Consider the following 21,322-nt stretch of genomic DNA (forward strand, 5'->3'; position numbering starts at 1 on the left):
GGTGATGCGAAGTGTGAAGGATGCTGGTGGCCTGCCGCCCGCCCCGCAGGTGCAGGCGGCGCTGCGTTGTACGACGGACAGGCTGGCCGCCGAGCTGGCGGCGCCCGGGCACGGTGCGCCGGAGTGGAGCGATTTCGAATGGCGCGCGGCGATGGCCGTGGCCGTCATGCATGGCGTGTCGGCCCTGCTCGCGGGCCGGCTGCGCTGGCAGGGGCCGCCGGCTTGGGCAGCCTTCTTGACCGAGCAGGCCGAGCAGGGCCGGCTGCGCGAGCAGCGCGTGCGCGACCTGCTCGCACGCCTGGATGCCGAAGCCCGCCGGACCGGCCTGCCGCTGCTGGCGATGAAGGGCTCCGCGCTGCTGCAGCTGGGCCTCTATGCGCCGGGCGAACGGCCGATGAGCGATGTGGACCTGCTGGCCCACCCGGCCGACGCCGCTGCGGCCGACCGGCTCATCCTGTCCAGCGGCTATCGGCTGGATGTCATCCAGCACCGCCACCGCGCCTACGAGCCGCTGGACCAGCCCGCCGATCGCGCATTTGGCGAGCACGAAGCCAATCCGATCAAGATCGAACTGCACGACGCCGTGCGCGAGGCGCTGCCGCTGCACGAGGTCGACATCACGGCCTCGCTGCTGCAGCCGGCAGCCCGCCCCGGCCTGAATCCCTACCCCAGTCCTGCTGCACTGATGCGCCACTTGCTGCTGCATGCCGCCGGCAACGTCTGCAACCGCTGCGTGCGCCTGATCCAGCTGCACGACATCACCAGGCTGGCAACGCGGCTGGACGCCTCTCAGTGGGACGAAGCCCTGGCGCCCGCCTCCGATGGTCGCGCCGCCTGGTGGGCCGTACCGCCGCTGCGGCTGGTTCAAACCCTCTTTCCGGGCTGCCTGCCCGAGGTGGCCAACGCGGCACTGGCGCGCGCCACTGCGGCTTGCCCGCCCTGGCTGCGCCTCGCCGGCTTCGACCTGGTCGAGACCTCGCTGTCGCGCCTCGCCATCCCCATGCTGCCGGGCATCGTCTGGTCGCGCCGGCCGGCCGAAGCCCTCGGCTTTGCGTGGCAGCGCCTGCGTCCCGGCCGGGAGGGCCGCCTTCTCACCGCGGAGGTGCTGAGCCGCCAGCACTACCTGGCCGACTCGGCATGGTCCTACCGGCCACGCTGGCTGAAGGCGCTGCGCTTCCTGCTCGGCGCGCCGCCGCGGGTCCAGACCTTGTACTCCCTGCATCGAGCCCTCGCCTACCGGTCCAGCAGTTCGGCATAGAGCCGTTCGAAATGACGATGGCAATGATCCGCATCCTCCGCCACCGCACGGCGCTGGGCTTCGTGCGCGAGGCTCAGGCGCAAGGCCTCGTCGCCAGCGACGCGTGCGATCACTGCGGCCAGTCCCGACGCATCGCCTGGCGGCGCGACCAGGGCGGCCTGCGGCGCCCATTCGGCGAGATGGCCCACCGCCGTGCCGACGCTGGGCAAGCCCAGGATGGCGGCTTCCAGCACGGCCAGCGGCCCGGCCTCATGGCGCGAGCTGATGACATGGACATGCGCACCGACCAGCAGCGGCGGCAGTTCGGCCTGGGTCTTGAAGCCGTGAAAGTGCACGCGGGCTGCGACGCCGAGCTGCGTGGCCAGGGCCTGCATGGCGCCGCCCAGCGTGTCCTCGCCAATCAGGTCCAGCCGGACGTCAGGCAGCAAGACCAGCGCTCGCAGCAGGCAGGCTTGATCCTTCACGCGGTTCAAGCTGGCCACCTGCACGAGGCGCAGGGGCTCGCCGGCCTTGCGGGGGCGCGGTGCCCGTGCAGGCCAGACGCCCAGGTCCACGCCGAGCGGCAGGCGGCGGGCGCCGTGACCGAGTTGGGCGAGCTGGTCGAGGACGGGCCGGCTGGCCGCTGTCAGCGCATCGGCGCCGCGCAGCACCCAGGCCTCGCGCAGCCGGCCGCGCCAGCCCCGGCGGCCTCCGTAGCCGATGTCGTGCAGGGCCACGAGTTCGCCGCCGGCCACATGCACCGCGCTGCGCAGGCCCAGCCACCTGGCCGCCACGACGGCCGTCGCGCCGCAACTGCCCGACCAGATGGCCTGCACCAGGTCGAAACGGCCACGGCCATGCTCCCGCACGATGGCCCGCACCGCCCGCGGCATGGCGGCACGGCCGCCGATGTTGTGCACGCGCGCACCGCACAGCCACCACTCGCCGGGCTCGGCCTCCTGCCCGAGCGCAAACACATGGACCTCATGCCGCGCAGCCAGGCGCTTGAGCAAGGCCAGCAGGGCCGGCACCACCTTGACCTCGCCCGAACGGTCCACGCCGCCGGGCACGACGACCGCGATCTTCAAGCCACACCCTCATGATGAACACACAAACCCGCCTGCTCGATACGCAAGAGGCCTTCGACAGCGTCGCCGCCGACTACGACGGCCCGCGCGGCAACAACATCGCCATCCAGGCCATGCGCGACGAGATGTGGCGCTGGCTGGACGCCAGCTTTGCGCCTGGCAGCCGCCTCATCGACCTGGGCTGCGGCACCGGCCTGGATGCCGTGCACCTGGCCGCACAAGGCCACCGCGTGACGGCGACGGACTGGTCCGAGCGCATGGTGGAGCGCACCCGCGACCGCGCCCGCGACGCCGGCCTGGATGTCGATGTGCGCGCCATCGGCGCCCATGAGCTGCAACGCCTCGAGGGCGACGCCGCCTTCGACGGCGCCTACTCCAACCTTGGCCCCTTGAACTGCGTGCCCGACCTGGGCGCCGTCGCAACCCAATGCGCGCGGCTGATCAAGCCCGGCGGCCATCTCGTCTTCACCGTCATCGGCCGCTATTGCCCCTGGGAGATCGCCCACTATGTGCGCCAGCGCCGCTGGGCCCGGGCCGGCATCCGCTTTGCGCTCGACACCGTCGCCGTGGGCATGAACGGCCGCACCATCTGGACGCGCTACTACACCCCCGCCGAGTTCTTCGCGCCCTTCGCCGAACATTTCGAGCTGGAGGTGCAGCGCGGCCTGTGCGTCTTCGTGCCACCGCCCTATCTGACCTGGCTGGCCGAGCGCCATCCGCGCTGGCACGACAGGCTGTGGGCCCTGGACCGGCGCGTGGCCGGCTGGCCGCTGGTCAATCGCTTGGGCGATCATTTCCTGCTCGTCATGCGCCGACGCATGAGCTGACCGAGCTCGTCGAGCAGCGGGTGGTGGCTCCAGCGCAGCGCCGCCAGCCCGGCCAGTGGCGCCAGCGTCCAGGGCACGACCAACACGGCCAGGGCCGCCAGCGCGCTGCCACCGACCGCGCCGAGCAGTTCACGCGGCCGCAGGCCGAGGCACCGCGCAGCGATGCCGAGTTGCACCGGCAGCGCCACCGCCGCCGCCAAGCACAGGGCCCAGGCGAAAGACGCCAGGCTGCCGTCGAACATCGCTGCGCCGAAGCCGATACGCGCCACCAGGCTCACCGCCGTCGGCCAGGCCGCCAGCTCGGGCCGGCCGACGGCCGCCAGCGCGGCACCGAACTGCGTGAAGGCCAGGGCCAGCGCCGCGACGAGGGCGAGTGGCAGCACGGCTGGCGTGCAGTCCAGCCAGGCCGGGCCGTAGAGCAGCCGCACCACAGGCTCGCGATAGACCACGGTCAATGCCAGCAGTGGCCAGCCCAGGCCGGTCAGCAGCGCCGTCGCGCGGCACAGCACCGGCGCCAGCGCCTGCCCACGCGCATGGCGGCCGGCCAGCACCGGCAGCACGCCGAAGTTCAGGGCCTGGCCGGCGACGACCTGCAGCAGGTTGACCGTGGCCTGGGCACGGCCGAGCAGACCGAGCTGATGCGGTGCGGACAGCCGCCCAAGGAGCAGGTCCGGCAACGACGCATGCAGGCCGGCCAGGCCGCTCGCGACTAACGACGCGGCGCCAAAGCGCAGCACCTCGCCCCAGCCCTGCCACGCCGGTCGCCAAGGCAGAGCGGTCGGGCGCCAGCCGGCATAGGCCAGGCCGCAGGCCACGGTCGCCGCGACCTGGGCCCAGGCCAGGCCCAGCGCGCCGGCTCCCTTGGCAGAAAGGGCCAGAGCCACAACGGCCTGACTGGCGACGCCCAGCCACGACACCTTGGCGATGCGCGCCGCCGCCAGCTCGCGCAGCTGCAGGGCCGCCATCACGCTGCCAAAGGCCGAAACCGGCAGCCCGAGGGCCAGCACGCGCAACAGCGGCGCCAGGTCCGGCTGGCCCAGCAGTTCCGCCAGCGGTCCAGCCCCCAGCAGCAGGGCCGACAGGGCCGCCAACGTCGTGCAGGCGAGCAGTCCCAGGCAGGCCGAGAAGCGCTGCGGCGTCAGCGCCGGCTCGCGCTGCAGATAGGCCGAGACGCCGAAGTCGCGCAGCAGCTGGGCGATGCCGAACACGGCCGTCGCCATCGCGAACAGGCCGAGGTCGGCGGGCTGCAGCAAACGCGCCAGCGCCAGCCCGAGCAGGAAGCGCATGGCCGTCTCACCGCTGGATGCCGCCAGATTGCCAAGGAAGGCGCGCCGGACATCGGTGCGCGCCAGGGGCAGCGGCAGCGTCGTCATGAGTCCAGCGCGTCCGTGTAGGCAGCCGCGAGACTGCGGCTCAGCGCCGCGGGGGAGCAATGCGCGTCGAAGCGCGCCCGCACGGCCGCGCGGCGCTCGGCGGCGGAAGTGCGGGCCAGGGCCACCAGCGCCTGGGCCAGGGCGGCTGCATCCCCGGTCGGCCACAGCTGCGCGGCCTGCGTCGCGGGAAGGGCCCCGAGCAGGCTGCGGAATGAAGGAATGTCGGTCACGACGGGCGCGAGACCGCAAGCCAGGGCCTCGATGGCGCTGTAGCCCGAGCCCTCGCGATGGCTGCCCTGCACGAAGGCATCGGCAGCCGACATCAGCATCTCGATGCGTGCATGGGGGACAGCCCCGAGCAGTTCCACGCGGCCCGCCAGCAGCGGGTCGCGCAGCCGCTCGCGCACCGCATCGTAGAGCGGCGCCTTGCCGTAGCACATCCACAGCTTCAGGCCGGGCAATCGGGGGGCGGCGAGGGCGATGCCGTCGAGCACCGTCAGCGGGTCCTTGTTTGCGTCGAGATGGGCGACCCAGAGCAGGCAGGGGTCGCCCGCCAATCCTGTGGCGCGCCGCGCCTCGTCACGATCGCGCGGCTGGAAGTCGCAGCTCGACTCGGGCACCTCGTAGATGCGCGTGCGTGCGGTGACGAGCCCGCGCCGCACGAAGGGCAAGGCCTGCTCGCGGGCATGGAACATCAGCCCGCGCGCCCGCGCAAAGGCGCGCCGCCAGCGCAACCAGGCCAGCGGCCGGGCGGGCGGCCGATCGGCATGATCCTGCAGCAGCAGCGGTACCTGGGGCGCCACGCTCGTCAACCAACGGACCTCGCGCGCAAAGCCCAGGCCCTGCAGATGCATCACCTCGGGCTGCAGCCTGCCGAGCAGCTCGGCCAGACCCGCCGAGGGCCGGCCATCACCGGCATCGAAAGGCAGGAAGTGGTAGTCCACGCCGTCCCGCCTGATGAAGTCCCGCACCGCGCAGCACTGCACGACGGCGACGCGCGCACCGGCCTCGGCGGCGGCGCGGGCGCAATGGCCCAGCGTCGGCCAGTCCCTCAGCAATTGCGCGGCCGGCCGGCCGAGCGGGTCGAGGTAGGGGTTGAGCTGGGCCACGCGCATGGCTCAGAGCGCGTTCAGCTGTGGGTCCCACAGCTTCACGGCGCGCTCCAGCCAGCGCAGCTCACGTGGCTGGTCATAACGCGCCAATCGGTAGCGCCAGGCCGAGGCGGCGCGCAGGGCCGCCCTCTGCCAGCCGGGCGCGCGGATGTCGGTCAGCGTCGGGAAGCGGCAGCCCAGCACGGTGCGGAAGTCGCGGATGCGCTCGCGCAGCGCCGGGCTGAGCCAGGGCGCGTCCTTGTGGCACCAGTAGTCCACCCATTCCTTCTGCGCCCAGGCATCGGCGCTGTCGGGGAAGGTGAAGCCCTTGGGCAGGGCCGGGTCGCGCGGTGTCCAGCGCCCATCGCCCAGCCGCCGCGGCGGCAGCGGCGTGTGGATGTGCAGCATGATCTCGGCGGCCGGGTGCAGGCGCTTGACCTGGCGGATGAAGTCGAAGGTCCGCTCCGTCTCGCCTTCGGGGTCCTGCGGCGGCGCCAGCATGAAGGACAGCTCGGGCACGACGCCGTTGGCACGGCAGGTCTCGACGACGGCCAGGGTCTGGTCGGAGCGCGTGCCCTTGCGCATGTCGCGCAGCAGGCTGTCATTGGGCGACTCCGCGCCGATGTAGGCCATGCGCAGGCGGCTGCGCCGCACCAGGGCCCAGGACGAAGCCGACAGGCCCTGCAGGGCATCGGCACGGGCATAGCACCACCAGGGCATCTGCAGCCGCGCCAGCACTTCGAGCAGGGGCTGCATGTCGACCTCGCGGTCAAAGAAGTTGTGGTCGTAGAACTGCACCGAGTCCGCGCCGAAGCGGGCCTGCAGGCCGCGCAGGTCGCGCTCAAGCCTTTCGGCCTCGGGCAGCGCCGTCTTGCCGCGGAACATGGCCGCGACGCCGCAGAAGCTGCAGCGGTAGCGGCAACCCAGGGCGGCCTGGTAGCCCGTCGTGCGCCGGCCCAGATAGGTGGGGCCGAGATAGCGCTGCGGGTCGTCGACCTCGTCGTAGCTGACGTCCATCTGCAGCGGCGCCGTCGAGAAGGCGCGGTCGGCGTTGTGCACCACTTCCCCGCCTTCGGGACGCCAGGACAGGCCGGCCACCTGGTCCAGAGGCTTGTCTTCGGTCAACGCGTCCAGCAGCTCCACCAGGCCCTGCTCGCCCTGCCCTCGCAAGGCGTAGTCCACGCAGTCGCTGTTCAGCGCCGCATCCGTGCACAGGGTCGGGAAATAGCCGCCCCAGACGATGGGCAGCCCGGGCGCCGCGGCGCGGATGGCGCGCGACACGGCCAGCGCCGCTGGCAGCTGCGGCCCGCCCATGACGGACAGGCCGACGGCCGCATAGCCGCCCTCACGCACCGCGGCCGCCGCCGTCTCCGGCAGATGGCGGTCCAGATTGCCGTCGAGGATGCGCGTCTCGTAACGGCCCTTCAGCGCGGCGGCCAGGTGCATGACGGCCAGCGGGAAGCGCGCATTGGAGGTGATGCGCGGGTTGATCAGCAGCAGGCGCTTCATGCGAGAGCCTCCTCAAGCAGCAGTTCCAGGCCGGGCTCGGGCAGGAGGAGATGCGGCGCGAGGGCCTTGGGGCGGCCGTCCACGCGCACCGGCACGAGGCCGAGCGCTTCGCCGAGGTCGGCGTCGGCGTACAGCGGCCGACCGGCAACGACGACGAGGCGCAGGTCGGCACGCGTGGCGCGTGACAGCGGCAGGCCGGGTGGCAACGCGATCAGGTCGGCGCGCAGGCCCGGCTCCAGCCGGCCGCGGTCGTGCAAACCGAGCAGGCGAGCGGCATCTGCCGTGACCCAGGTTTCCAGGCGCTCTTCGCTCCAACCGGTCAGCTCGCGCACCAGGGCCAGCTCGGCCAGCAGGTCACGTCCGCCGCTGATGCGCGAATCGCTGCCGAGCACCAGCAGGCCTCGCGCGAGCAGCCAATCGGGGTCCAGGGTGCGGCCGAACAGATGCAGATTGGAGCCGGGGCACCAGACGACGCCGGCGCCGGCATGCACGAGGCGGCGCTGCTGCGCGGCAGTCAGGCCCAGGCCGTGCACGAGCAGCGTGCCGGGAGCGATGCAGCCCAGGGCTTCGAGCCGGTCGAACTCCAGCGCCGCCGCGTTGTCCGTGCCCTCGGCTGCATGAATGATCCAGGAACGGCCGGCGGGCGTCGCCTCGAACGAAGCGCGCACCGCCTCTTCGCCATCCAGGGCCAGCGAGTGGGACCAGCCGCCCGATTCCGGCACGTCGACCGGAAAGTCCGCCTCGTCCAGCACAGGGTTGCGCGGATCGTGGTGGAGCACCGTCGTCACGCCACTGAGCAGGTTCTTCAGCCCGCCGGCCAGCAGACGCTTGGCGCGCGGCCGGGACCGGTGCGCGAGCAGCTCAGGGTCTGTGGACAGGCGCGGCGTGATGTCGGCAATCCATTCGCCGGCATTGCGATAGCGGTCTCGGAACTTCAGGCGCGGCAGCGCGCCGTTGAGATGCAGATGGTCGTGGGCATTGATGAGGCCGGGCAGCAGGCGGGCGCCGCTGAGGTCGATACGCTGGCCGTCGGACGTGGCAGCGATGCGATCGCCATCGGTGCTCAGGCTCATGCCATCGGCCGCATTGACGAAGCGCCAACTCATGGCTTCACCAGCTTCAAGGCCAGGACAATGGCCAGGCCGCCCCAGCGGGCATAGAAGGCCTCGGAGCCGGTGAAGGCTTCGCGCAGCTCCTGGCCGACGCGCACCTCGCGCTGCGCCTCCAGCACCAGACCAGCCCGCCAGGCGGCCGCCAGGTGGGCGTCCGGGTCGTGCAGGGCATGCAGCAGCTCGTGGCGCTGGCCGCTGGCGTCATTGAAGCTGCGCGTCATGCCGGCACGGGCGGCATCGGGATGGAAATCGGAATAGACCAGGGCACCGCCCGGCGCCAGCACCCGGGCCGCCTCGGCCATCCAGGCGTCCAGACTGGGCGCGTGGCCGACGGCCAGGCCGCTGACGATGAGGTCGAAGCTGGCCGAAGCGAAGGGGAGTTGCTCCATGTCGGCCCGCACGCGATGGGTCAGCGGCGCGCGCGCCAGCATGCCGGCGGACAGGTCGCTGCCGACGACCAAGGCCGCGCCGCGCTGCTGCAGCAGCAAGCCATAGCGCCCGCTGCCGCAGGCCAGGTCCAGCGCCCGCCGGCCCGCCACCTCGGGCAGCAGACCCAGCACCGCGGCCTGCTCGGCACGCATCAGCGGGTTGTGCGGCAGCGGCGGATAGCTCTCGGCCCAGAGGTCGTAGGCGGCAACATTGGCGAGGGTGCTCATGAGGCGAACCACTTGGAGCAGACGCAATGCGCGCACTCGGGCCGCTGGCCGGCGCGGATGCTGGTGCGCAGGCGGCGCATGGACGGCGCGTTGAGCGCGTCGCCCAACCCGGCATCGTCCAGCCTGGCATTGCCGGCGATGAAGAAGCAGGGCCGCAAGCCGCCATCGGCCTCGATGACGGCCGAGTGCTCGGGCGCGTTGCAGCGCACCGGCGGTGGCGCGGCGAGGCCAAGACGGGCGCGGTAATGCGCCTCGATGCGGCGCAGCTTGGCGGGCGATTCGGCGATGAAGCCGCTGGCAAAGTCCGCTGCATCCAGCGCGTCCAGGCTGCTGGACAGCACCGGCAGGTCTTCGGCCCGCAGCGCCACGCCATCGACAGGCTCGCCGTGGCGGCCAAAGGCCTCGGCATGGCTGACATCGGCGGCGAGGAAGGAGATGCCCGCCACGCCGAGCTTGTGCGCCAGCGCGACGAGATCGGCCAGCTCACCCACATTGCCGCGCTGCACCGTCACGCGCAGGCTCACGTCCAGGCCTTCGCGCACCGCGGCGCGGATGCCGGCGCAGACGGCCTCGAAGGCGTCCAGCCCGCGGATGGCGGCATAGCTGGCCGCCGTGCTGCCGTCCAGCGACACCGTGACCTGCTCGAACAGGCACGCCACCTCCGCCGCATGCTTGGCCAGGGCCAGGCCAGCCGTCAGCAGCCAGAGCTTGTGCCCCTGGCTGCGCAGCAGAGCCGCGATCTCGGCCCACTGCGGATGCAGCAGCGGCTCGCCGCCGGAGACCAGCACGGTCTGCGTGCCCAGCTCCAGCAGGCCGGGCAGCAGGCGCTGCACAGTCGCCATGTCGATGTCGCGCTGGCCATGCCGCCAGTAGTCGCAGCTGACGCAGCGCGAATTGCAGCGCTCGGTCAGGTAGAGCGTCGCCAGCGGCAGCCGCGTGAGGGCGGGCGCCAGCGCAAGGGGCCGCTCGACGGTGACGCTAGAACAGTCCATGCAGCTCGACAAAGCTCTGCCGCCGGTTGTCGATGGTGTTCTGCGGGATGCCGCCGAACTTGCGGTAGCCCGCGCGCAACTGCACGAAGGCGAAGGGCGTGTACTCGTAGACCAGGCTGTAGCGCACCTTGTTGTCGTGGGCCACGCGGCGGTCGGGGTCGAGGTATTCGCTGGTCAGCTTCAGGTTGTGGCCCTGCTGCACCAGCCAGTTGGCCTCCAGCAGCGTCGCGTATTGCCGGCGCTTGCCCTCGGGGTAGCCGGCATCGCTGACCATGTCGAACTCGGCCAGCCAGGCCACCGGTCCCGTCGTCGTGCCGGCGAAGAGGCCCCAGGCCTGGCGGTTGCCCGCCGTCGACTTGACCTGGGCCGCCGCCGCACCGACACGGCCCCAGGGCTGCATCCAGATGGCCTGGGCAGTGGTCTGGTGGCCGGTCGTGCCGCCCTTGTTGCCGGGGCCATTGCTGCGCACCAGCTGCAGAGACCATTCGTCGCTCTCATGCCCCAGCTCCAGGCCCTTGTCGGGCACCGTCATGCTGACGCCGCTCAACTGCCGCACGAAGGCCAGGCTGTCCTGCAGCCGCCAGCCGAAGGGCAGATAGAACTGGCCGGCCTTGGCATACCAGGAGAGGCCCGGCGTCGACAGCCGCACATAGGCCTCCTGACGCTCGGACTTGCCCGGCGCGACCTGCTGGTCGAGGTAGGCGCCGAGATAGTCCTTGATCAGCTGCACGTCGGCATACAGCCGCGTCTGCTCGTTGCCGCCGACGCTGCGCGTGGGCTGGCCCGACACCGAGGTGCGCGTCGTCGCGGTGCGCAGGTCGCCGCCCAGGCGCAGGCGGTCATCGAACAGCGAACCATTCCAGCCCTGCAAGGCTTCGGGCAGGGCATTGGCCGGAATGACGTTCTGCGCGAAGGTATTGCCCACGGCGTTGCGCAGGCCGCCCCCGGTGGGGTTCACATGGCAGGCCACGCATTTCAATCCGGCACGGATGGCGAGATAGGGTTCGGCCTGCGCCATCGACATCAGGGCCATCAAAGCCAGGCCCAGCCACCATCGCAACAAGCCTGCCGGATTTGCGGTGCGCTGTGTGGCGGGCCGAGCGCCGGGCCGCTCCCTAGCCGGCCCGCTCGGGCGATGTGCTTGCGGCTCGATGCCACAAGCATCGTCGTCCCCGCGGGGGACCGGCCAAGGTACTCCTTGGACGAGGGGCGCCATCATTTCTGCGCTCCGTTGTCGATCCACTGGCGGATCAGATTGATGGTCGCGGCATCAAGATAGGGCCCACCGAAGGGCATGCGCGCGCCGACCGATTGGTGGCCTTCGAGCTTGTGAATCAGATAGCTGTTGGCCGCATCACCCGGCGCCACGCGCTTGAGCGCCGGCACCTCGGCGCTGGCCACGCCGACCAGCATGGTGAAGCTGTTGGCCGCGTCCAGCCTGAGGCCCTGCGGCGCCGCACCGCCCGCATGGCAGGCCGTGCAGATGGGCGTGAAGACATGGGACTGGATGGAGCTGAAGCTGGCCGTCATCGGCCCGCTGGGGTCATCGCCCTCGCCGAGTGGCCGGCCGTTGGCGTCCAGGCCCGCGCCACTACCACCTCCACAGCCCGCGACCAGGGCGGCCGTGGTGGCCAGCGCCGCCCCAAGCAATTTCGACAATCTCATCAAGCTCTCCTGCAACTCACTGCGCCGTGAGTGCCGGCCCGCCGCGGGAGGGTTCAAGAGAAGCTAGGGAGGGCCTGCAAACGCTACGGCAATGGGCCGCGTTGTGGCGGGACTTCGCGACCCCTTGCCGTAGCGTTTGCAGGCCCTAGAACGCAACGGTGAGGCTGAGCACCGCCGTGCGACGCCGCGTGGCATCGATCCAGATGTAGGGCCCACCGCGTCCAGCTGCAATCCAGGCCAGTTGAAGCTCGCTGCTCTGGCCCAGCTGCCAGGAAGCGCCCAGGCGCAGGTCCGCTCGGGTGTCGCTGCGCGGCTCGACATAGGACAAGGCCTGGCCCCCAAAGCCATGCAGCAGGCCGACATGGCCCAGCGCCGCGACGCCCGACGCGAGCGGCCAGCGGCCGTTGAACTCGACGTAGAGGCTGCGCTGGCCGACGCCGTAGTAGTCGGGCGAGACATAGGCGCGCAGGCTCCAGCGCTCGCCCAGCAGGCCGACATAGGCCTCCTGGTAGTCATAGCGGGATACGTTCTCGAAGGCGTGGGCGGCCACGCCCGCCTCGGCGTCCAGGCCCGGCGACAGCTCGAAGACGCGGCCGCCATAGACCTGCAGGGCCGCGCCGCGCCGCTGCGCAAAGCGCGCCTGCGCCAGCTGGGCACCGGCATACCAGCCGGCCGTACCGTCCCAAGCCAGGCCGAGCTGGGCGCTCGGCCGGTTGCGGCTGTAGGACATGCCACGCTCGCGTGCGTCCGTCTGCAGCGACAGCGTGCCACCGACATCGGCCCAGGCTCCGCCCGCGCAGGCCAGCAGCGTGGCGACCAGCGTCGTCAATCGAGCCAGGGGCGCGGGGGGCATCAGTCCGGAGTTTGCCCCAGCGTCTTGCAACCTGGACCGCGCGTGCCGGCATGGCGGGCCAGCGTTGCGCAGCTGTCGATACGCCCTTGACTTTCCGTGACCAGGGCCGTCTTCAGGGCCAGGGTGCCACGTGGGCCGTCGAGCTCGCGCACCAGGGCCAGCAGGCCGGCGGCATGTGCGGCCGCGAAGGACGACCCCGACACCAGCGACCAGCCGCCGCCCACCGCCGTGCTGGGCACGTCACGCCCGGGCGCAATGACGACGCCAGCCGGCAGCGGCGGCGCGCTGCCGACGACGAGCACGCCCGGATGGTTGGCCGGGAAGGGCCCGTTCTCGCCGGGCATGGCCGCAACCACGGCGGCGCCCCGCGCCTGGGCCTGGTCGATGAGCAGGGCCAGCAGGCGGTCGTCCGGGCCACCCAGGCTCATGTTGATGATGTGGGCACCCTGCTGGATGGCCGCATACAAGGCCTTGGCCAGGCCCAGGCTGGTGCACAGCGTCTGCGTGCCTGCCGCCTGCCAGCAGGCGCGCAGGGCCAGCAGCTTGGCCTGGGGAGCGACGCCGGCAATGCCAAGGCCGTTGTCCGCCCGCGCCGCGATGATGCCGGCCACGGCCGTGCCATGGCCCTCGGCGGGCGGCGCCTTGTCGTCGACAAAGTTCTCGTTGCTGGCCAGTTGGCCGACGAGATCGGGATGGCTGGCCTCCACGCCGCTGTCGACCACCGCCACGCGCACGCCCTTGCCGGTGGCGAGCTGGTGCAGTTCGGCCAGATGCCACTGGCGCGCCGCCGGCTGGGCCTGGTAGAGGGGCTCCTGCTGGCTGCCCTGGGCTCGATACAGGCTGACGGGCTGGGCCCAGGCGACGCGCCTGTCCTCGGCCACGGCCTCGGCCACCTTGGCCGGGCTGCGCGTGTCGCCTTCGGGCAGTCGCATGACGAAGCAGTCCACGCCGGCCAGGGGCATGGCCCATTCACTGCGCATCTCCAGGCCATGGGCCTGGGCCAGGGACTGGGCGACCTGCTGGCGCGACTGCCGGCCCACGCCCTCGCCATAGGTGCCGGCATAGCTGCCGTCGGGCCGGTAATGGGCCTTGGGCAGTTGCAGCATGACGAGGACCTGGCGCTGGGCCTCCTCGGCCTGGGCGAAGGCCGCCGTGCTGACGCAGCACAGCAGCAACGCGAACAGGCGCAACAGCAATCTCATCGCGCCGGCCCGGGTTGCAGCGGCTCGGCCAGGGCGACGATGGGCGCGGTGCGCAGCTCGGCCAGGCCACGCGCGTCGACGCGCAGCAGCCAGGCGCCGGTCTCGGTCGGCCCGGCGACGACGCCGGCGCCTTGGGCCTGCAGCAATTCGCGCACCGCCTGCTCGGTGGTGCCCGGCTTGAACATGACCAGGGCGTCCGCAACCACCGGCGCCGTGCCGGCAGCCGACAGGCCCTCGTAGGCCGGCTCGGCCTGGCGATCGTGCAGCCACAGGCCCAGCAGCAGGGCGCAGGCTGCCCCTTGCAGGCCCAGGGCCCAGGGCATCCAGCGCGGGGCCGTGGCCTTGGGGCGGCGAGCCGGCTGCATCAGCGTGTGCATCCTGGCCAGGCCGGCTTCGACGTCGCCGCCCTGCGGCGGCGTGCCGGCCACGCTGAGCAGGGTCTGCATCGGCTGTTCGGCGGCCAGCTCGTTGCGGCAGGCCTGGCAGCTCAGCAGATGTTGCTGCACCTGCTGCATCTCGCCCTCATCCAGCTGCCCACGGGCATACCAGGGCAGCAGAGCCTGCACGGCGGCATGCTCGTCATGTTCCATCGGGATCACCACACTCATCATTCTTCTCCTTGCCCCTGCCCGGCGAGGTCGTCGAGCAGGAGGCGCAGCCGGCGCCGCGCATAGAACATCCGCGTCTTCACGGTCTCGGCCGGGCAACCGACGACGTCGGCGATCTCGGCATAGGCCATGTCATGGAAATAGCACAGCTCCACGACGGCGCGGTGCTCGGGCGACAGCTCGGCCATGGCCTGTCGAAGCCGCCCCCGCAACTGGGCCAGCCCCAGCTGCTGCTCCGGCCCCGGCCCCGGGTCGGAGGCTTCTTCCACCTCATCAGCGTCCACCGGCAGGTCCTGGCGGCTCAGGGCCTTCAGCGCCTTGCGGTAGGCGATGCCGAAGATCCAGGTGGACAGCTTGCTGCGCCCGTCAAAGCCCTCGGCGCGCTGCCAGACCACCATCATGGTGTCGTTCAGCGCCTCCTCGATGGCCTCGCCGTGGCGCATCAGATGCGACAGGAAACGCCACAGCCGGGGGTGGTAGAGGCGGTAGAGGGCGTCGAATTCGGCCCGCTGGCCGCGCTTGATGCCCTCCAGCAGAGCCAGCTCCAGGGCCTCGGCGGCCGGCCCACGGCCCGAGCTCGCCGGCGCCACCTTGGCGTCATCGCGCTTTTGTCTGCTGATGCTGGGCCACTTCAACATGCTTGCCTGCGGGGTTCCATTGCGCATGAGTCCCGGCGGGGCGCCCGGAGGTTCAAAGCGATGGTAGCCAGCCCCCTGGCTTCCCCGGGGAATCCGTCACGCCAGGCTGGCCAATGTCATTTCGCGCAGCCAGCGGGATTCGGCAAAACCCTTGGTGTCATAGAGCTTTTTCAGCCGCGCGGGCGGCACGGGCTGGCGGCAGGCGGCCAGGGTGAAGCCCTGCTCCCCCTTGCCCTCCTTCCAGGCCGACTGCCAGACCGTGGCCAGCGTGAGGGCGCCGTCGGCCATGCGGTTCAGGGTGCGCTCGCCAAGAGCCGACCACATGGCCGCCGCCTGGCCACGGCCGTGCACGCGCTCGAAGACCTCCAGGATCTCCGCTGGCGGCAGCTCGGTGATGGTGCGCCGCATCAGCTGGACGATGGCGTCGGCCGCCGCCATCGGGCCCTTGAACAACGGCCGGTGGGGGGCATCGGCCACACGCTGCTTCACGCCGGCCACCACCTCCTCGGCGGCCTGGTTCAGCATGTCGTCCTCGTAGACGGCATGGACCTTGTCGTCGTCGGGGTCGTCCGACTCGCCATGGTGGAGATGGGAGATGTGCAGGGGCTGGCAGGCGTCGCCGATGTAATGGGCCAGCACGCCGGCGGCGCAGACATAGGCGTCCAGCTGCCTGGCCGCCACGGCCTGGACCATGACCTTGTAGAGCTCGGCGACGCGGAAGGGCAAAGCGCCGCGGTACTGCGGTTTGCGGTCGGGATCGATGCTGCTGTAGAACTGGTCCCAGACCTGGGGGTCGCGCGTGGCCGGAGCCTGCAGCCAGAGCTGCATCAGGGTCTTGCCGGCGAAGGGGCCGCTGCCCGTCTCGTCCATGTCGGCGAAATGGTTGGCCTTGTCCTTGCCGCGGCTGCGGCGCCACACCAGATCCGGCACGTCGGCCAGGGCGATGAACTGGCTCGTCTGCGTGGCGCCGGGCAGGTTGCCGGCGACGATGTCCTCGTCGCTGACACCAATGGCCCCTGCATTGGCCTTGAAGACGGCCTTGGCCTTGCTCGTCTGCAGCGCGAAGCAGGCCGCGAAGCCGATGTTGTAGTGGCCGACCTTGCCCCAGTAGCGGCTCTGGCCGCTGCGCCAGTCCTCGACGAGTTCGACGTTCAGGGCCTTGCACAGCGAGCTGAAGCCGGTGGCCAGCGCGAACTCGGTGGCGCGGCTGGAATTCAGGGCGCCGAAGCCGTGGCCGCCCCATTGCACGGCCAGGGGGCGGAACGCTGTGGGCGGCGGCAGGCCGGCGTCCTTGACGCCGCGGTCGGCCATCTCGTCCCAGAACCAGGTGACGCCCGAGTCGCCCGGCCGCGTCTGCACGGTGTCGCCGGCGCGGCGTGGGCCGATGAGGAATTCCGCCAGGGAGTCGATGCCGCCCATGCTGGCGTGGCGGTAGAACAGGCCATGCACGCAGCCTTCGGTGCGCATGCCGCCGGGCAGCACGGTGAACAGCGGGCAGCCGATCAGGTTGAGGCTCATCTTGTCTGAGCTCAGGTCGATGACGGGGCCGAAGCCGCCGACGCCCAGGTACTGGGAGTTGGTGGCGCCGATGTCGTCGAGCTTGACCAGGGCTGCATCCAGCGTCAGCCGCGCATCGCGGCCGGCGAAGCCGGGGTAGATGTCGGCCAGCGGCAGCGCATCGACACCATGGGCCGTGATGTGGCCGATGCCGACCTTCTTGCCGCGCGGCAGCGCGAACACCGGGGCGCCGGGCTCAGTGCCCGAGGTCAGGTGGCGGCTGACCAGGGCGAAGGCGCAGGCGCCGTCTTCGACGATGGCCGAGGCCACGCCCATGCGGGTCGCGCCCTGGTCGGCCACGTGGACCTGGAAGTTGGGGCCGAAGCGGTCGGCCGCATACAGGGCCGTGTCGGCCGGCGGCAGGTTGGACACGCGGCGCTGCACGAGGACGGGACAGGTGCGCACCTGGCGGCCATCGGGCAGATAGAGCACCGGCGGCACGGCCAGCTCGGGGTGGCGCGACAGGGTCGTGCGATCCAGCCACTCGCTGACGAAGACCAGCACGCAGGGCCAGGACCAGGGCCGGAAGTCGCTGTTGGCCAGCGTGCGGGCGCCGAGCTCCTTACCGGTCTGCTCGGCATGCTCGTCCGCGTAATTGGGGTCGGTGAGCCGGATACGGTAGCGGCCAATGGCCGTGCCGATGACGGTCGGCAGGTTGGCGATGTGGACGTGGTACTGATCTCGCGCCTCGAGCAGGTCGCGCACGCTGAGGGTGCGCGGGTCGGCGCGGCGGATGAAACGGTCCATGGAGTCTCCGGATTCGACTTCAGGACGCTATCAAGCTCCAGAACACATCGCATCATCAAGCCCTGGGAGGCGCTATCGTTGCGCCATGAGCGAAGCCGGCGCCCTGCCCCTGGACAACCCGCCCGCGACCTGGGTCGGTGAAACCACCGACGCCGAACCCCAGCTGCAGTCGGGCGGCGGCGCGGTGGGACTCACCCGCGAGTGGCATGTCAGCGGCGACTGGACGGTGCTGGCCCTGCGCGAACGCTACGAGGAGTTCCGCCAGCGCGTGGCCACCGCGATGAAGGAAACGCCCGACGCGCTGTGGGACCTGCGCGCCCTGGGCCGCCTGGACACGGCCGGCGCGCTGACGCTGTGGCAGGGCTGGGGCCTGAAGCCGCCGCCGCGCCTGCTGTGGCTGCCCGAGCATGTGACGCTGTTCTCGCAGTTCATGCAGCCCGGCGCCCTGCCCCGGCGCAAGCGCAGCCTCAAGCCCGGCCTGGACCTGGCCAACCTGAAGCTGCTGGCCTTCGCCCACCATGCCGTCGACCTGGTCGCCCTCGTCGGTCGCCTGCTGCTGGACGGGCTGCAGATGCTGCGCCACCCCTCGCTGATCGGCTGGCGCGAGATCTCGGCCAATGTCTATCGCACCGGCGCCCAGGCCCTGCCCATCACGGCCCTGGTCGGCTTTCTCGTCGGCCTGACCCTGTCCTACCTGATCTCCAAGCAGCTCAAGACCTACGGCGCCGACATCTTCGTCATCAACATCCTGGGTCTGGCGGTGCTGCGCGAGCTGGGGCCGCTGCTGGCGGCCATCATCGTGGCCGGCCGCTCCGGCTCGGCCATGACGGCGCAGATCGGCGTCATGCGCGTGACCCAGGAGCTGGATGCGCTGTCCGTCATGGGCATCTCGCACACGGTGCGCCTGGTGGCACCCAAGGTGCTGGCCCTGGCCATCTCGCTGCCGCTGGTGGCGCTGTGGACCAGCGGCATGATGATGCTGGGCGGCATGGCGGCCGCCAGCGCCCAGCTCAAGCTCGATCCCATGCAGTTCGTGCACACCCTGCCCAGCGTCGTCGAGCCGGTCAATCTGTGGCTGGGCTGGGCCAAGTCGGTCCTGTTCGGCGGCCTCATCGCCCTGCTGGCCTGCCATTTCGGGCTGCGCGTCAAGCCCAACACCGAGAGCCTGGGCCAGAGCGTCACGCAGTCGGTCGTCACGGCCATCACCCTGGTCATCGTCGTCGATGCGATCTTTGCGGTGCTGTTCTCCAACGTCGGCGTCTGACGTGAAGCCCCTCGCCCAACGAGTACCTTGGTCGGTCCCCCGAGGGGACGGCGATGCTTGTCGGGTCGACCGACAAGCACATCGCCCAACGCGGGCCGGCTCGGGAGCGGCCCAGCGCTCGGCCCGCAAATATCCGGCATTCGAACCACGGCGGAGCAACTGATGGATCGCGCTGAACCCATCATCGAAGTCGACAACGTGACGACGGCCTATGGCGGCCATGTCATCCACCGCAACCTGAGCCTGACCGTGCACCGCGGCGAGGTCGTCGCACTGATCGGCGGCTCGGGCTCGGGCAAGACGACGCTGCTGCGCCTGCTGCTCGGCCTGGAAGTGCCCCAGGCCGGCACGGTGAAGATCTTCGGCCACCCGCTCGGGCGCTGCGCGGTGCGCGACCTGGAGCGGGTGCGCTACCGCTGGGGCGTGCTCTTCCAGGCCGGCGCGCTGTTCTCGGCGCTGAGCGTGTTCGACAACATCGCCCTGCCGCTGCGCGAGCTCAAAAGCGTGCCGCCCGACCTCGTCAAGCCGCTGGTCATGCTCAAGCTGGCCCAGGTGGGCCTCAAGCCCGAGGACGCACTGAAGCGCCCGGCCGAACTGTCGGGGGGCATGGTCAAGCGCGTCTCGCTGGCGCGCGCCCTCATCCTCGACCCGCAACTGCTCTTCCTCGACGAGCCCACGGCCGGCCTGGACCCGGACAGCGCCAAGCAATTCGTCAAGCTGCTGCGGCGCCTGCGCCAGGAGCTGGGCCTGACCGTCGTCATGGTCACGCATGACGTGGACACCCTGTTCGCCGTCGTCGACCGCGTCGCCGTGCTCGCCGACCAGCACATCATCGCCAGCGGCCCGCTGTCCGAAGTCGCGCGCCTGCCGCATCACTTCGTACGCAACTTCTTCCTTGGCCATGTCGAGCGCTGCGCCGAGGAGGATGTGAGGCGCTTCCGCCTGAGCCTGGACGACACCAGCGACGAGGGCGGCATCCCCGCCGTCCTCCGAGAAGAAGTGGCATGACGCCCCTCGCCCAGTCTCGCCACGCTGAACGCCGGCGCGCCCGGTCGGTCCCCCTAGGGGACGGCGATGCGTGCGGCCTTGAACCGCACGCACATCGCCAGCGCGGGCCGGCTAGGGAGCGGCCCGGCGCTCGGCCCGCAGGGTACAACTGACGCTTCTACATCCATGGAAAACAAAGCCCACGCCCTCGTCGCCGGCCTCTTTCTGCTGCTGCTCGGCCTCGGCCTGGCGGCCAGCGTCGCCTGGTTCCAGGGCGACCGCACCGAGCGCGTCAAGTACACCGTCGTCGCCCGCGGCGGCGTGCCAGGCCTGAACCTGAAGGCGCCGGTCAAGCTGCGCGGCGTCGAGGTGGGCTATGTCGAGAGCATTGGCTTCGACCCGGCCGACCCGCGCCAGATCCTGGTCGGCATCGCCGTCGATGCCGCGGCGCCGGTATCCACCGCCACCTATGCCCAGCTCGGCCTGCAGGGCGTTACCGGCCTGTCCTTTGTTGGCCTGGAGGAAGGTGATGCCAAGGGCACACTGCAACGCGCGGCCGCCGGAGCCCGCTTCGCGCTGCGGCCCACGCTGCTGGACCGCCTGGCCGAAAGCGGCCCCGGCCTCGTCGCCGGCTTTGCCGAGACGGCCACGCGGCTGAACGCCCTGCTCAGCGAAGACAACCGGGCCCAGCTCGGCAAGACCCTGGCCGAACTGCAGCAGGCCGCCGCCGACACCAGCAAGCTGATGGCATCCCTGCAGCCCAGTGCCCGCGAACTGCCCGGCCTGCTGAAGGATGCCGACGCGACGGCACGCCGCGCCCAGGCCGCCCTGACCCGCATCGAAGCGCTGGCGGCTGATGGCCAATTGCTGGCCCAGGACCTCAAGGCCCGCGCCGCGGCCCTGGACGAGCTGCAGGCCGCCGCCGTGCAGGTGCAGGCGACCAGCCGCAATCTCGAACTCGCCCTGGTCGGCGAGACCTCGCCGCGCACCCGCCCCGTCCTGGCCGACGTCTCGGCCGCCAGCCGCAGCATCGAGCGCGCCGCCGACGCCCTCGGCGAACAGCCGCAGAGCCTGATCTTCGGCCGCGGCGCCCAGCCGCCCGGCCCTGGCGAGGCAGGCTTCGCGGAACGCATCAAGAAATGAACCCCTCGCCCACCCTCGCGCCGCTGAACGCGGGCGAGTCCGGTCGGTCCCCCGAGGGGACGGCGATGCTTGCGGCGTCGAGCCGCAAGCACATCGCCAGCGCGGGCCGGCTAGGGAGCGGCCCGGCGCTCGGCCCGCAAGCTGGGTGCACTACGGCCACCACCGTCCAAGAATGAGCCACTGACGCCATGAGAACCACAGCCTTCCTGCTCACCGCCACGGTCGCACTGAGCGCCTGCTCGCTGGCGCCCACGGTGCCGCCCAAGGCCATCTATGACCTCGGCCCCGCGCCAGCCGCAACGAGCACGGGCGGCGCCCTGGCCTGGCGCATCGCCGACGTCACCGCCCCGCCGCAACTGTCCGGCGAAGGCATCGCCTACCGCCTGGCCTTCCAGCAGGCCCAGCGCCTGGAGCACTACCGCGACAGTCTCTGGGCCGCGCCGCCGGCCGCCCTGCTGACGCAAAGGCTGCGCGAGCAGCTCGCCGGTGCGCCCGGCTGCGCCGGCAAGCCCGCAGCCCTGCTGACCGTCAACCTCGACGAGTTCGAGCAGGTCTTCTCCAGCCCGGCCAGCAGCCAGGTCGTGCTGCGCCTGCATGCCACGCTGTGGCCGGCCGGCACGGCCAACACGCCTTTGCAGCAGCATTGGCGCCTCGAACGTCCCGCGGCCTCGCCCGATGCCCCCGGGGCCGTGCGTGCCCTGGCCCAGACGGTGGACGACTGGCTGCCGCAGCTGGCCGCTTGGCTGACCTCCGGCGCCTGTCAACGCTGACAC

20 protein-coding genes are annotated in these 21,322 nt (G+C 71.3%); 6 read left to right on the forward strand and 14 right to left on the reverse strand.

The genetic code is table 11. From position 1 onward, the window contains the following. The first annotated feature begins 4 nt into the window (after positions 1-4). Positions 5-1,258, forward strand: a complete 1,254-nt coding sequence (locus J2X20_RS21010) for a nucleotidyltransferase family protein (RefSeq protein WP_310268957.1) — start codon at positions 5-7, stop codon at positions 1,256-1,258. Here the strand turns inward: J2X20_RS21010 and J2X20_RS21015 are convergent. Next, a complete protein-coding gene (locus tag J2X20_RS21015; protein WP_310268961.1) occupies positions 1,234-2,325 on the reverse strand; it encodes a glycosyltransferase family 4 protein in 1,092 nt (363 codons plus the stop codon). The two genes, J2X20_RS21010 and J2X20_RS21015, sit on opposite strands and share 25 nt — an antisense overlap. A 14-nt stretch (positions 2,326-2,339) precedes the next feature. Here J2X20_RS21015 and J2X20_RS21020 point away from each other — a divergent pair, with 14 nt between their 5' ends. Then, positions 2,340-3,152 carry a class I SAM-dependent methyltransferase gene (locus tag J2X20_RS21020; protein WP_310268964.1) on the forward strand — a complete coding sequence of 271 codons (813 nt, stop codon included), beginning with the start codon at positions 2,340-2,342 and terminating at the stop codon, positions 3,150-3,152. Here the strand turns inward: J2X20_RS21020 and J2X20_RS21025 are convergent. The 13 genes from J2X20_RS21025 to J2X20_RS21085 all read right to left on the reverse strand — a co-directional run bounded on the left by J2X20_RS21025 (position 3,116) and on the right by J2X20_RS21085 (position 17,155). Beyond that, positions 3,116-4,525 (reverse strand): oligosaccharide flippase family protein, encoded by a 1,410-nt coding sequence (locus J2X20_RS21025; RefSeq protein ID WP_310268967.1) that lies wholly within the window; start codon positions 4,523-4,525, stop codon positions 3,116-3,118. The genes J2X20_RS21020 and J2X20_RS21025 overlap by 37 nt on opposite strands. Next, on the reverse strand, positions 4,522-5,640 hold the full coding sequence (locus J2X20_RS21030; protein ID WP_310268969.1) for a glycosyltransferase family 4 protein: 1,119 nt from the start codon (positions 5,638-5,640) through the stop codon (positions 4,522-4,524). Before J2X20_RS21030 ends, J2X20_RS21025 begins: the two co-directional genes overlap by 4 nt. A 3-nt stretch (positions 5,641-5,643) precedes the next feature. Then, positions 5,644-7,125 (reverse strand): B12-binding domain-containing radical SAM protein, encoded by a 1,482-nt coding sequence (locus J2X20_RS21035; RefSeq protein WP_310268972.1) that lies wholly within the window; start codon positions 7,123-7,125, stop codon positions 5,644-5,646. After that, entirely contained in the window at positions 7,122-8,231 is a 1,110-nt protein-coding gene (locus J2X20_RS21040; protein ID WP_310268975.1) for an amidohydrolase family protein, read from the reverse strand. The genes J2X20_RS21035 and J2X20_RS21040 overlap by 4 nt, the downstream gene beginning before the upstream one ends. Further along, on the reverse strand, positions 8,228-8,893 hold the full coding sequence (locus J2X20_RS21045; RefSeq protein ID WP_310268978.1) for a class I SAM-dependent methyltransferase: 666 nt from the start codon (positions 8,891-8,893) through the stop codon (positions 8,228-8,230). Before J2X20_RS21045 ends, J2X20_RS21040 begins: the two co-directional genes overlap by 4 nt. Continuing rightward, on the reverse strand, positions 8,890-9,885 hold the full coding sequence (locus J2X20_RS21050) for a radical SAM protein (protein ID WP_310268981.1): 996 nt from the start codon (positions 9,883-9,885) through the stop codon (positions 8,890-8,892). Before J2X20_RS21050 ends, J2X20_RS21045 begins: the two co-directional genes overlap by 4 nt. After that, positions 9,872-10,918, reverse strand: coding sequence for a hypothetical protein (locus J2X20_RS21055; protein ID WP_310268983.1), 1,047 nt, complete (start codon positions 10,916-10,918; stop codon positions 9,872-9,874). Before J2X20_RS21055 ends, J2X20_RS21050 begins: the two co-directional genes overlap by 14 nt. A 182-nt stretch (positions 10,919-11,100) precedes the next feature. Further along, positions 11,101-11,550: a hypothetical protein gene (locus J2X20_RS21060; RefSeq protein ID WP_310268986.1), complete on the reverse strand. Its 450-nt coding sequence runs from the start codon at positions 11,548-11,550 to the stop codon at positions 11,101-11,103. A gap of 145 nt (positions 11,551-11,695) precedes the next feature. Then, positions 11,696-12,403, reverse strand: coding sequence for a TorF family putative porin (locus tag J2X20_RS21065; protein WP_310268989.1), 708 nt, complete (start codon positions 12,401-12,403; stop codon positions 11,696-11,698). Further along, complete coding sequence (locus tag J2X20_RS21070) at positions 12,403-13,605, reverse strand: S8 family peptidase (RefSeq protein WP_310268991.1); 1,203 nt, start codon at positions 13,603-13,605, stop codon at positions 12,403-12,405. Before J2X20_RS21070 ends, J2X20_RS21065 begins: the two co-directional genes overlap by 1 nt. After that, positions 13,602-14,213 (reverse strand): zf-HC2 domain-containing protein, encoded by a 612-nt coding sequence (locus tag J2X20_RS21075; RefSeq protein WP_310268994.1) that lies wholly within the window; start codon positions 14,211-14,213, stop codon positions 13,602-13,604. The genes J2X20_RS21070 and J2X20_RS21075 overlap by 4 nt, the downstream gene beginning before the upstream one ends. Further along, positions 14,213-14,851, reverse strand: coding sequence for an RNA polymerase sigma factor (locus J2X20_RS21080; protein WP_310268998.1), 639 nt, complete (start codon positions 14,849-14,851; stop codon positions 14,213-14,215). Before J2X20_RS21080 ends, J2X20_RS21075 begins: the two co-directional genes overlap by 1 nt. Positions 14,852-14,947: 96 nt before the next feature. After that, a complete protein-coding gene (locus J2X20_RS21085; protein ID WP_310269000.1) occupies positions 14,948-17,155 on the reverse strand; it encodes a phospholipase C/P1 nuclease family protein in 2,208 nt (735 codons plus the stop codon). A gap of 85 nt (positions 17,156-17,240) precedes the next feature. Between J2X20_RS21085 and J2X20_RS21090 the strand changes: the two genes are divergently transcribed. The 4 genes from J2X20_RS21090 (at position 17,241) to J2X20_RS21105 (ending at position 21,319) form a co-directional block, all read left to right on the forward strand. After that, complete coding sequence (locus tag J2X20_RS21090) at positions 17,241-18,419, forward strand: MlaE family ABC transporter permease (RefSeq protein WP_310269003.1); 1,179 nt, start codon at positions 17,241-17,243, stop codon at positions 18,417-18,419. A 162-nt stretch (positions 18,420-18,581) separates the two neighbouring features. Next, the gene (locus J2X20_RS21095; RefSeq protein ID WP_310269006.1) at positions 18,582-19,427 is read left to right on the forward strand and encodes an ABC transporter ATP-binding protein; all 846 of its coding nucleotides are present in this window, start codon (positions 18,582-18,584) and stop codon (positions 19,425-19,427) included. A gap of 165 nt (positions 19,428-19,592) precedes the next feature. Then, positions 19,593-20,549, forward strand: a complete 957-nt coding sequence (locus J2X20_RS21100; RefSeq protein ID WP_310269008.1) for an MlaD family protein — start codon at positions 19,593-19,595, stop codon at positions 20,547-20,549. 188 nt (positions 20,550-20,737) lie between these two features. Next, a complete protein-coding gene (locus J2X20_RS21105) occupies positions 20,738-21,319 on the forward strand; it encodes an ABC-type transport auxiliary lipoprotein family protein (RefSeq protein WP_310269011.1) in 582 nt (193 codons plus the stop codon). Positions 21,320-21,322 lie beyond the last annotated feature (3 nt).

This window comes from Roseateles saccharophilus, assembly GCF_031458095.1.
GTDB classification, from domain to species: Bacteria; Pseudomonadota; Gammaproteobacteria; order Burkholderiales; family Burkholderiaceae_C; genus Pelomonas; species Pelomonas saccharophila_A.

What these genes read in the sequence shown, in the direction of transcription:
- J2X20_RS21010 (WP_310268957.1), top strand. Translation starts at nt 5, where the DNA reads ATGCGAAGTGTGAAGGATGCTGGTGGCCTGCCGCCCGCCCCGCAGGTG.
- J2X20_RS21020 (WP_310268964.1), top strand. Translation starts at nt 2,340, where the DNA reads ATGAACACACAAACCCGCCTGCTCGATACGCAAGAGGCCTTCGACAGC.
- J2X20_RS21025 (WP_310268967.1), bottom strand. Translation starts at nt 4,525, where the DNA reads ATGACGACGCTGCCGCTGCCCCTGGCGCGCACCGATGTCCGGCGCGCC.
- J2X20_RS21030 (WP_310268969.1), bottom strand. Translation starts at nt 5,640, where the DNA reads ATGCGCGTGGCCCAGCTCAACCCCTACCTCGACCCGCTCGGCCGGCCG.
- J2X20_RS21035 (WP_310268972.1), bottom strand. Translation starts at nt 7,125, where the DNA reads ATGAAGCGCCTGCTGCTGATCAACCCGCGCATCACCTCCAATGCGCGC.
- J2X20_RS21040 (WP_310268975.1), bottom strand. Translation starts at nt 8,231, where the DNA reads ATGAGTTGGCGCTTCGTCAATGCGGCCGATGGCATGAGCCTGAGCACC.
- J2X20_RS21045 (WP_310268978.1), bottom strand. Translation starts at nt 8,893, where the DNA reads ATGAGCACCCTCGCCAATGTTGCCGCCTACGACCTCTGGGCCGAGAGC.
- J2X20_RS21050 (WP_310268981.1), bottom strand. Translation starts at nt 9,885, where the DNA reads ATGGACTGTTCTAGCGTCACCGTCGAGCGGCCCCTTGCGCTGGCGCCC.
- J2X20_RS21055 (WP_310268983.1), bottom strand. Translation starts at nt 10,918, where the DNA reads ATGGCCCTGATGTCGATGGCGCAGGCCGAACCCTATCTCGCCATCCGT.
- J2X20_RS21060 (WP_310268986.1), bottom strand. Translation starts at nt 11,550, where the DNA reads ATGAGATTGTCGAAATTGCTTGGGGCGGCGCTGGCCACCACGGCCGCC.
- J2X20_RS21065 (WP_310268989.1), bottom strand. Translation starts at nt 12,403, where the DNA reads ATGCCCCCCGCGCCCCTGGCTCGATTGACGACGCTGGTCGCCACGCTG.
- J2X20_RS21070 (WP_310268991.1), bottom strand. Translation starts at nt 13,605, where the DNA reads ATGAGATTGCTGTTGCGCCTGTTCGCGTTGCTGCTGTGCTGCGTCAGC.
- J2X20_RS21075 (WP_310268994.1), bottom strand. Translation starts at nt 14,213, where the DNA reads ATGAGTGTGGTGATCCCGATGGAACATGACGAGCATGCCGCCGTGCAG.
- J2X20_RS21080 (WP_310268998.1), bottom strand. Translation starts at nt 14,851, where the DNA reads ATGTTGAAGTGGCCCAGCATCAGCAGACAAAAGCGCGATGACGCCAAG.
- J2X20_RS21085 (WP_310269000.1), bottom strand. Translation starts at nt 17,155, where the DNA reads ATGGACCGTTTCATCCGCCGCGCCGACCCGCGCACCCTCAGCGTGCGC.
- J2X20_RS21090 (WP_310269003.1), top strand. Translation starts at nt 17,241, where the DNA reads ATGAGCGAAGCCGGCGCCCTGCCCCTGGACAACCCGCCCGCGACCTGG.
- J2X20_RS21095 (WP_310269006.1), top strand. Translation starts at nt 18,582, where the DNA reads ATGGATCGCGCTGAACCCATCATCGAAGTCGACAACGTGACGACGGCC.
- J2X20_RS21100 (WP_310269008.1), top strand. Translation starts at nt 19,593, where the DNA reads ATGGAAAACAAAGCCCACGCCCTCGTCGCCGGCCTCTTTCTGCTGCTG.
- J2X20_RS21105 (WP_310269011.1), top strand. Translation starts at nt 20,738, where the DNA reads ATGAGAACCACAGCCTTCCTGCTCACCGCCACGGTCGCACTGAGCGCC.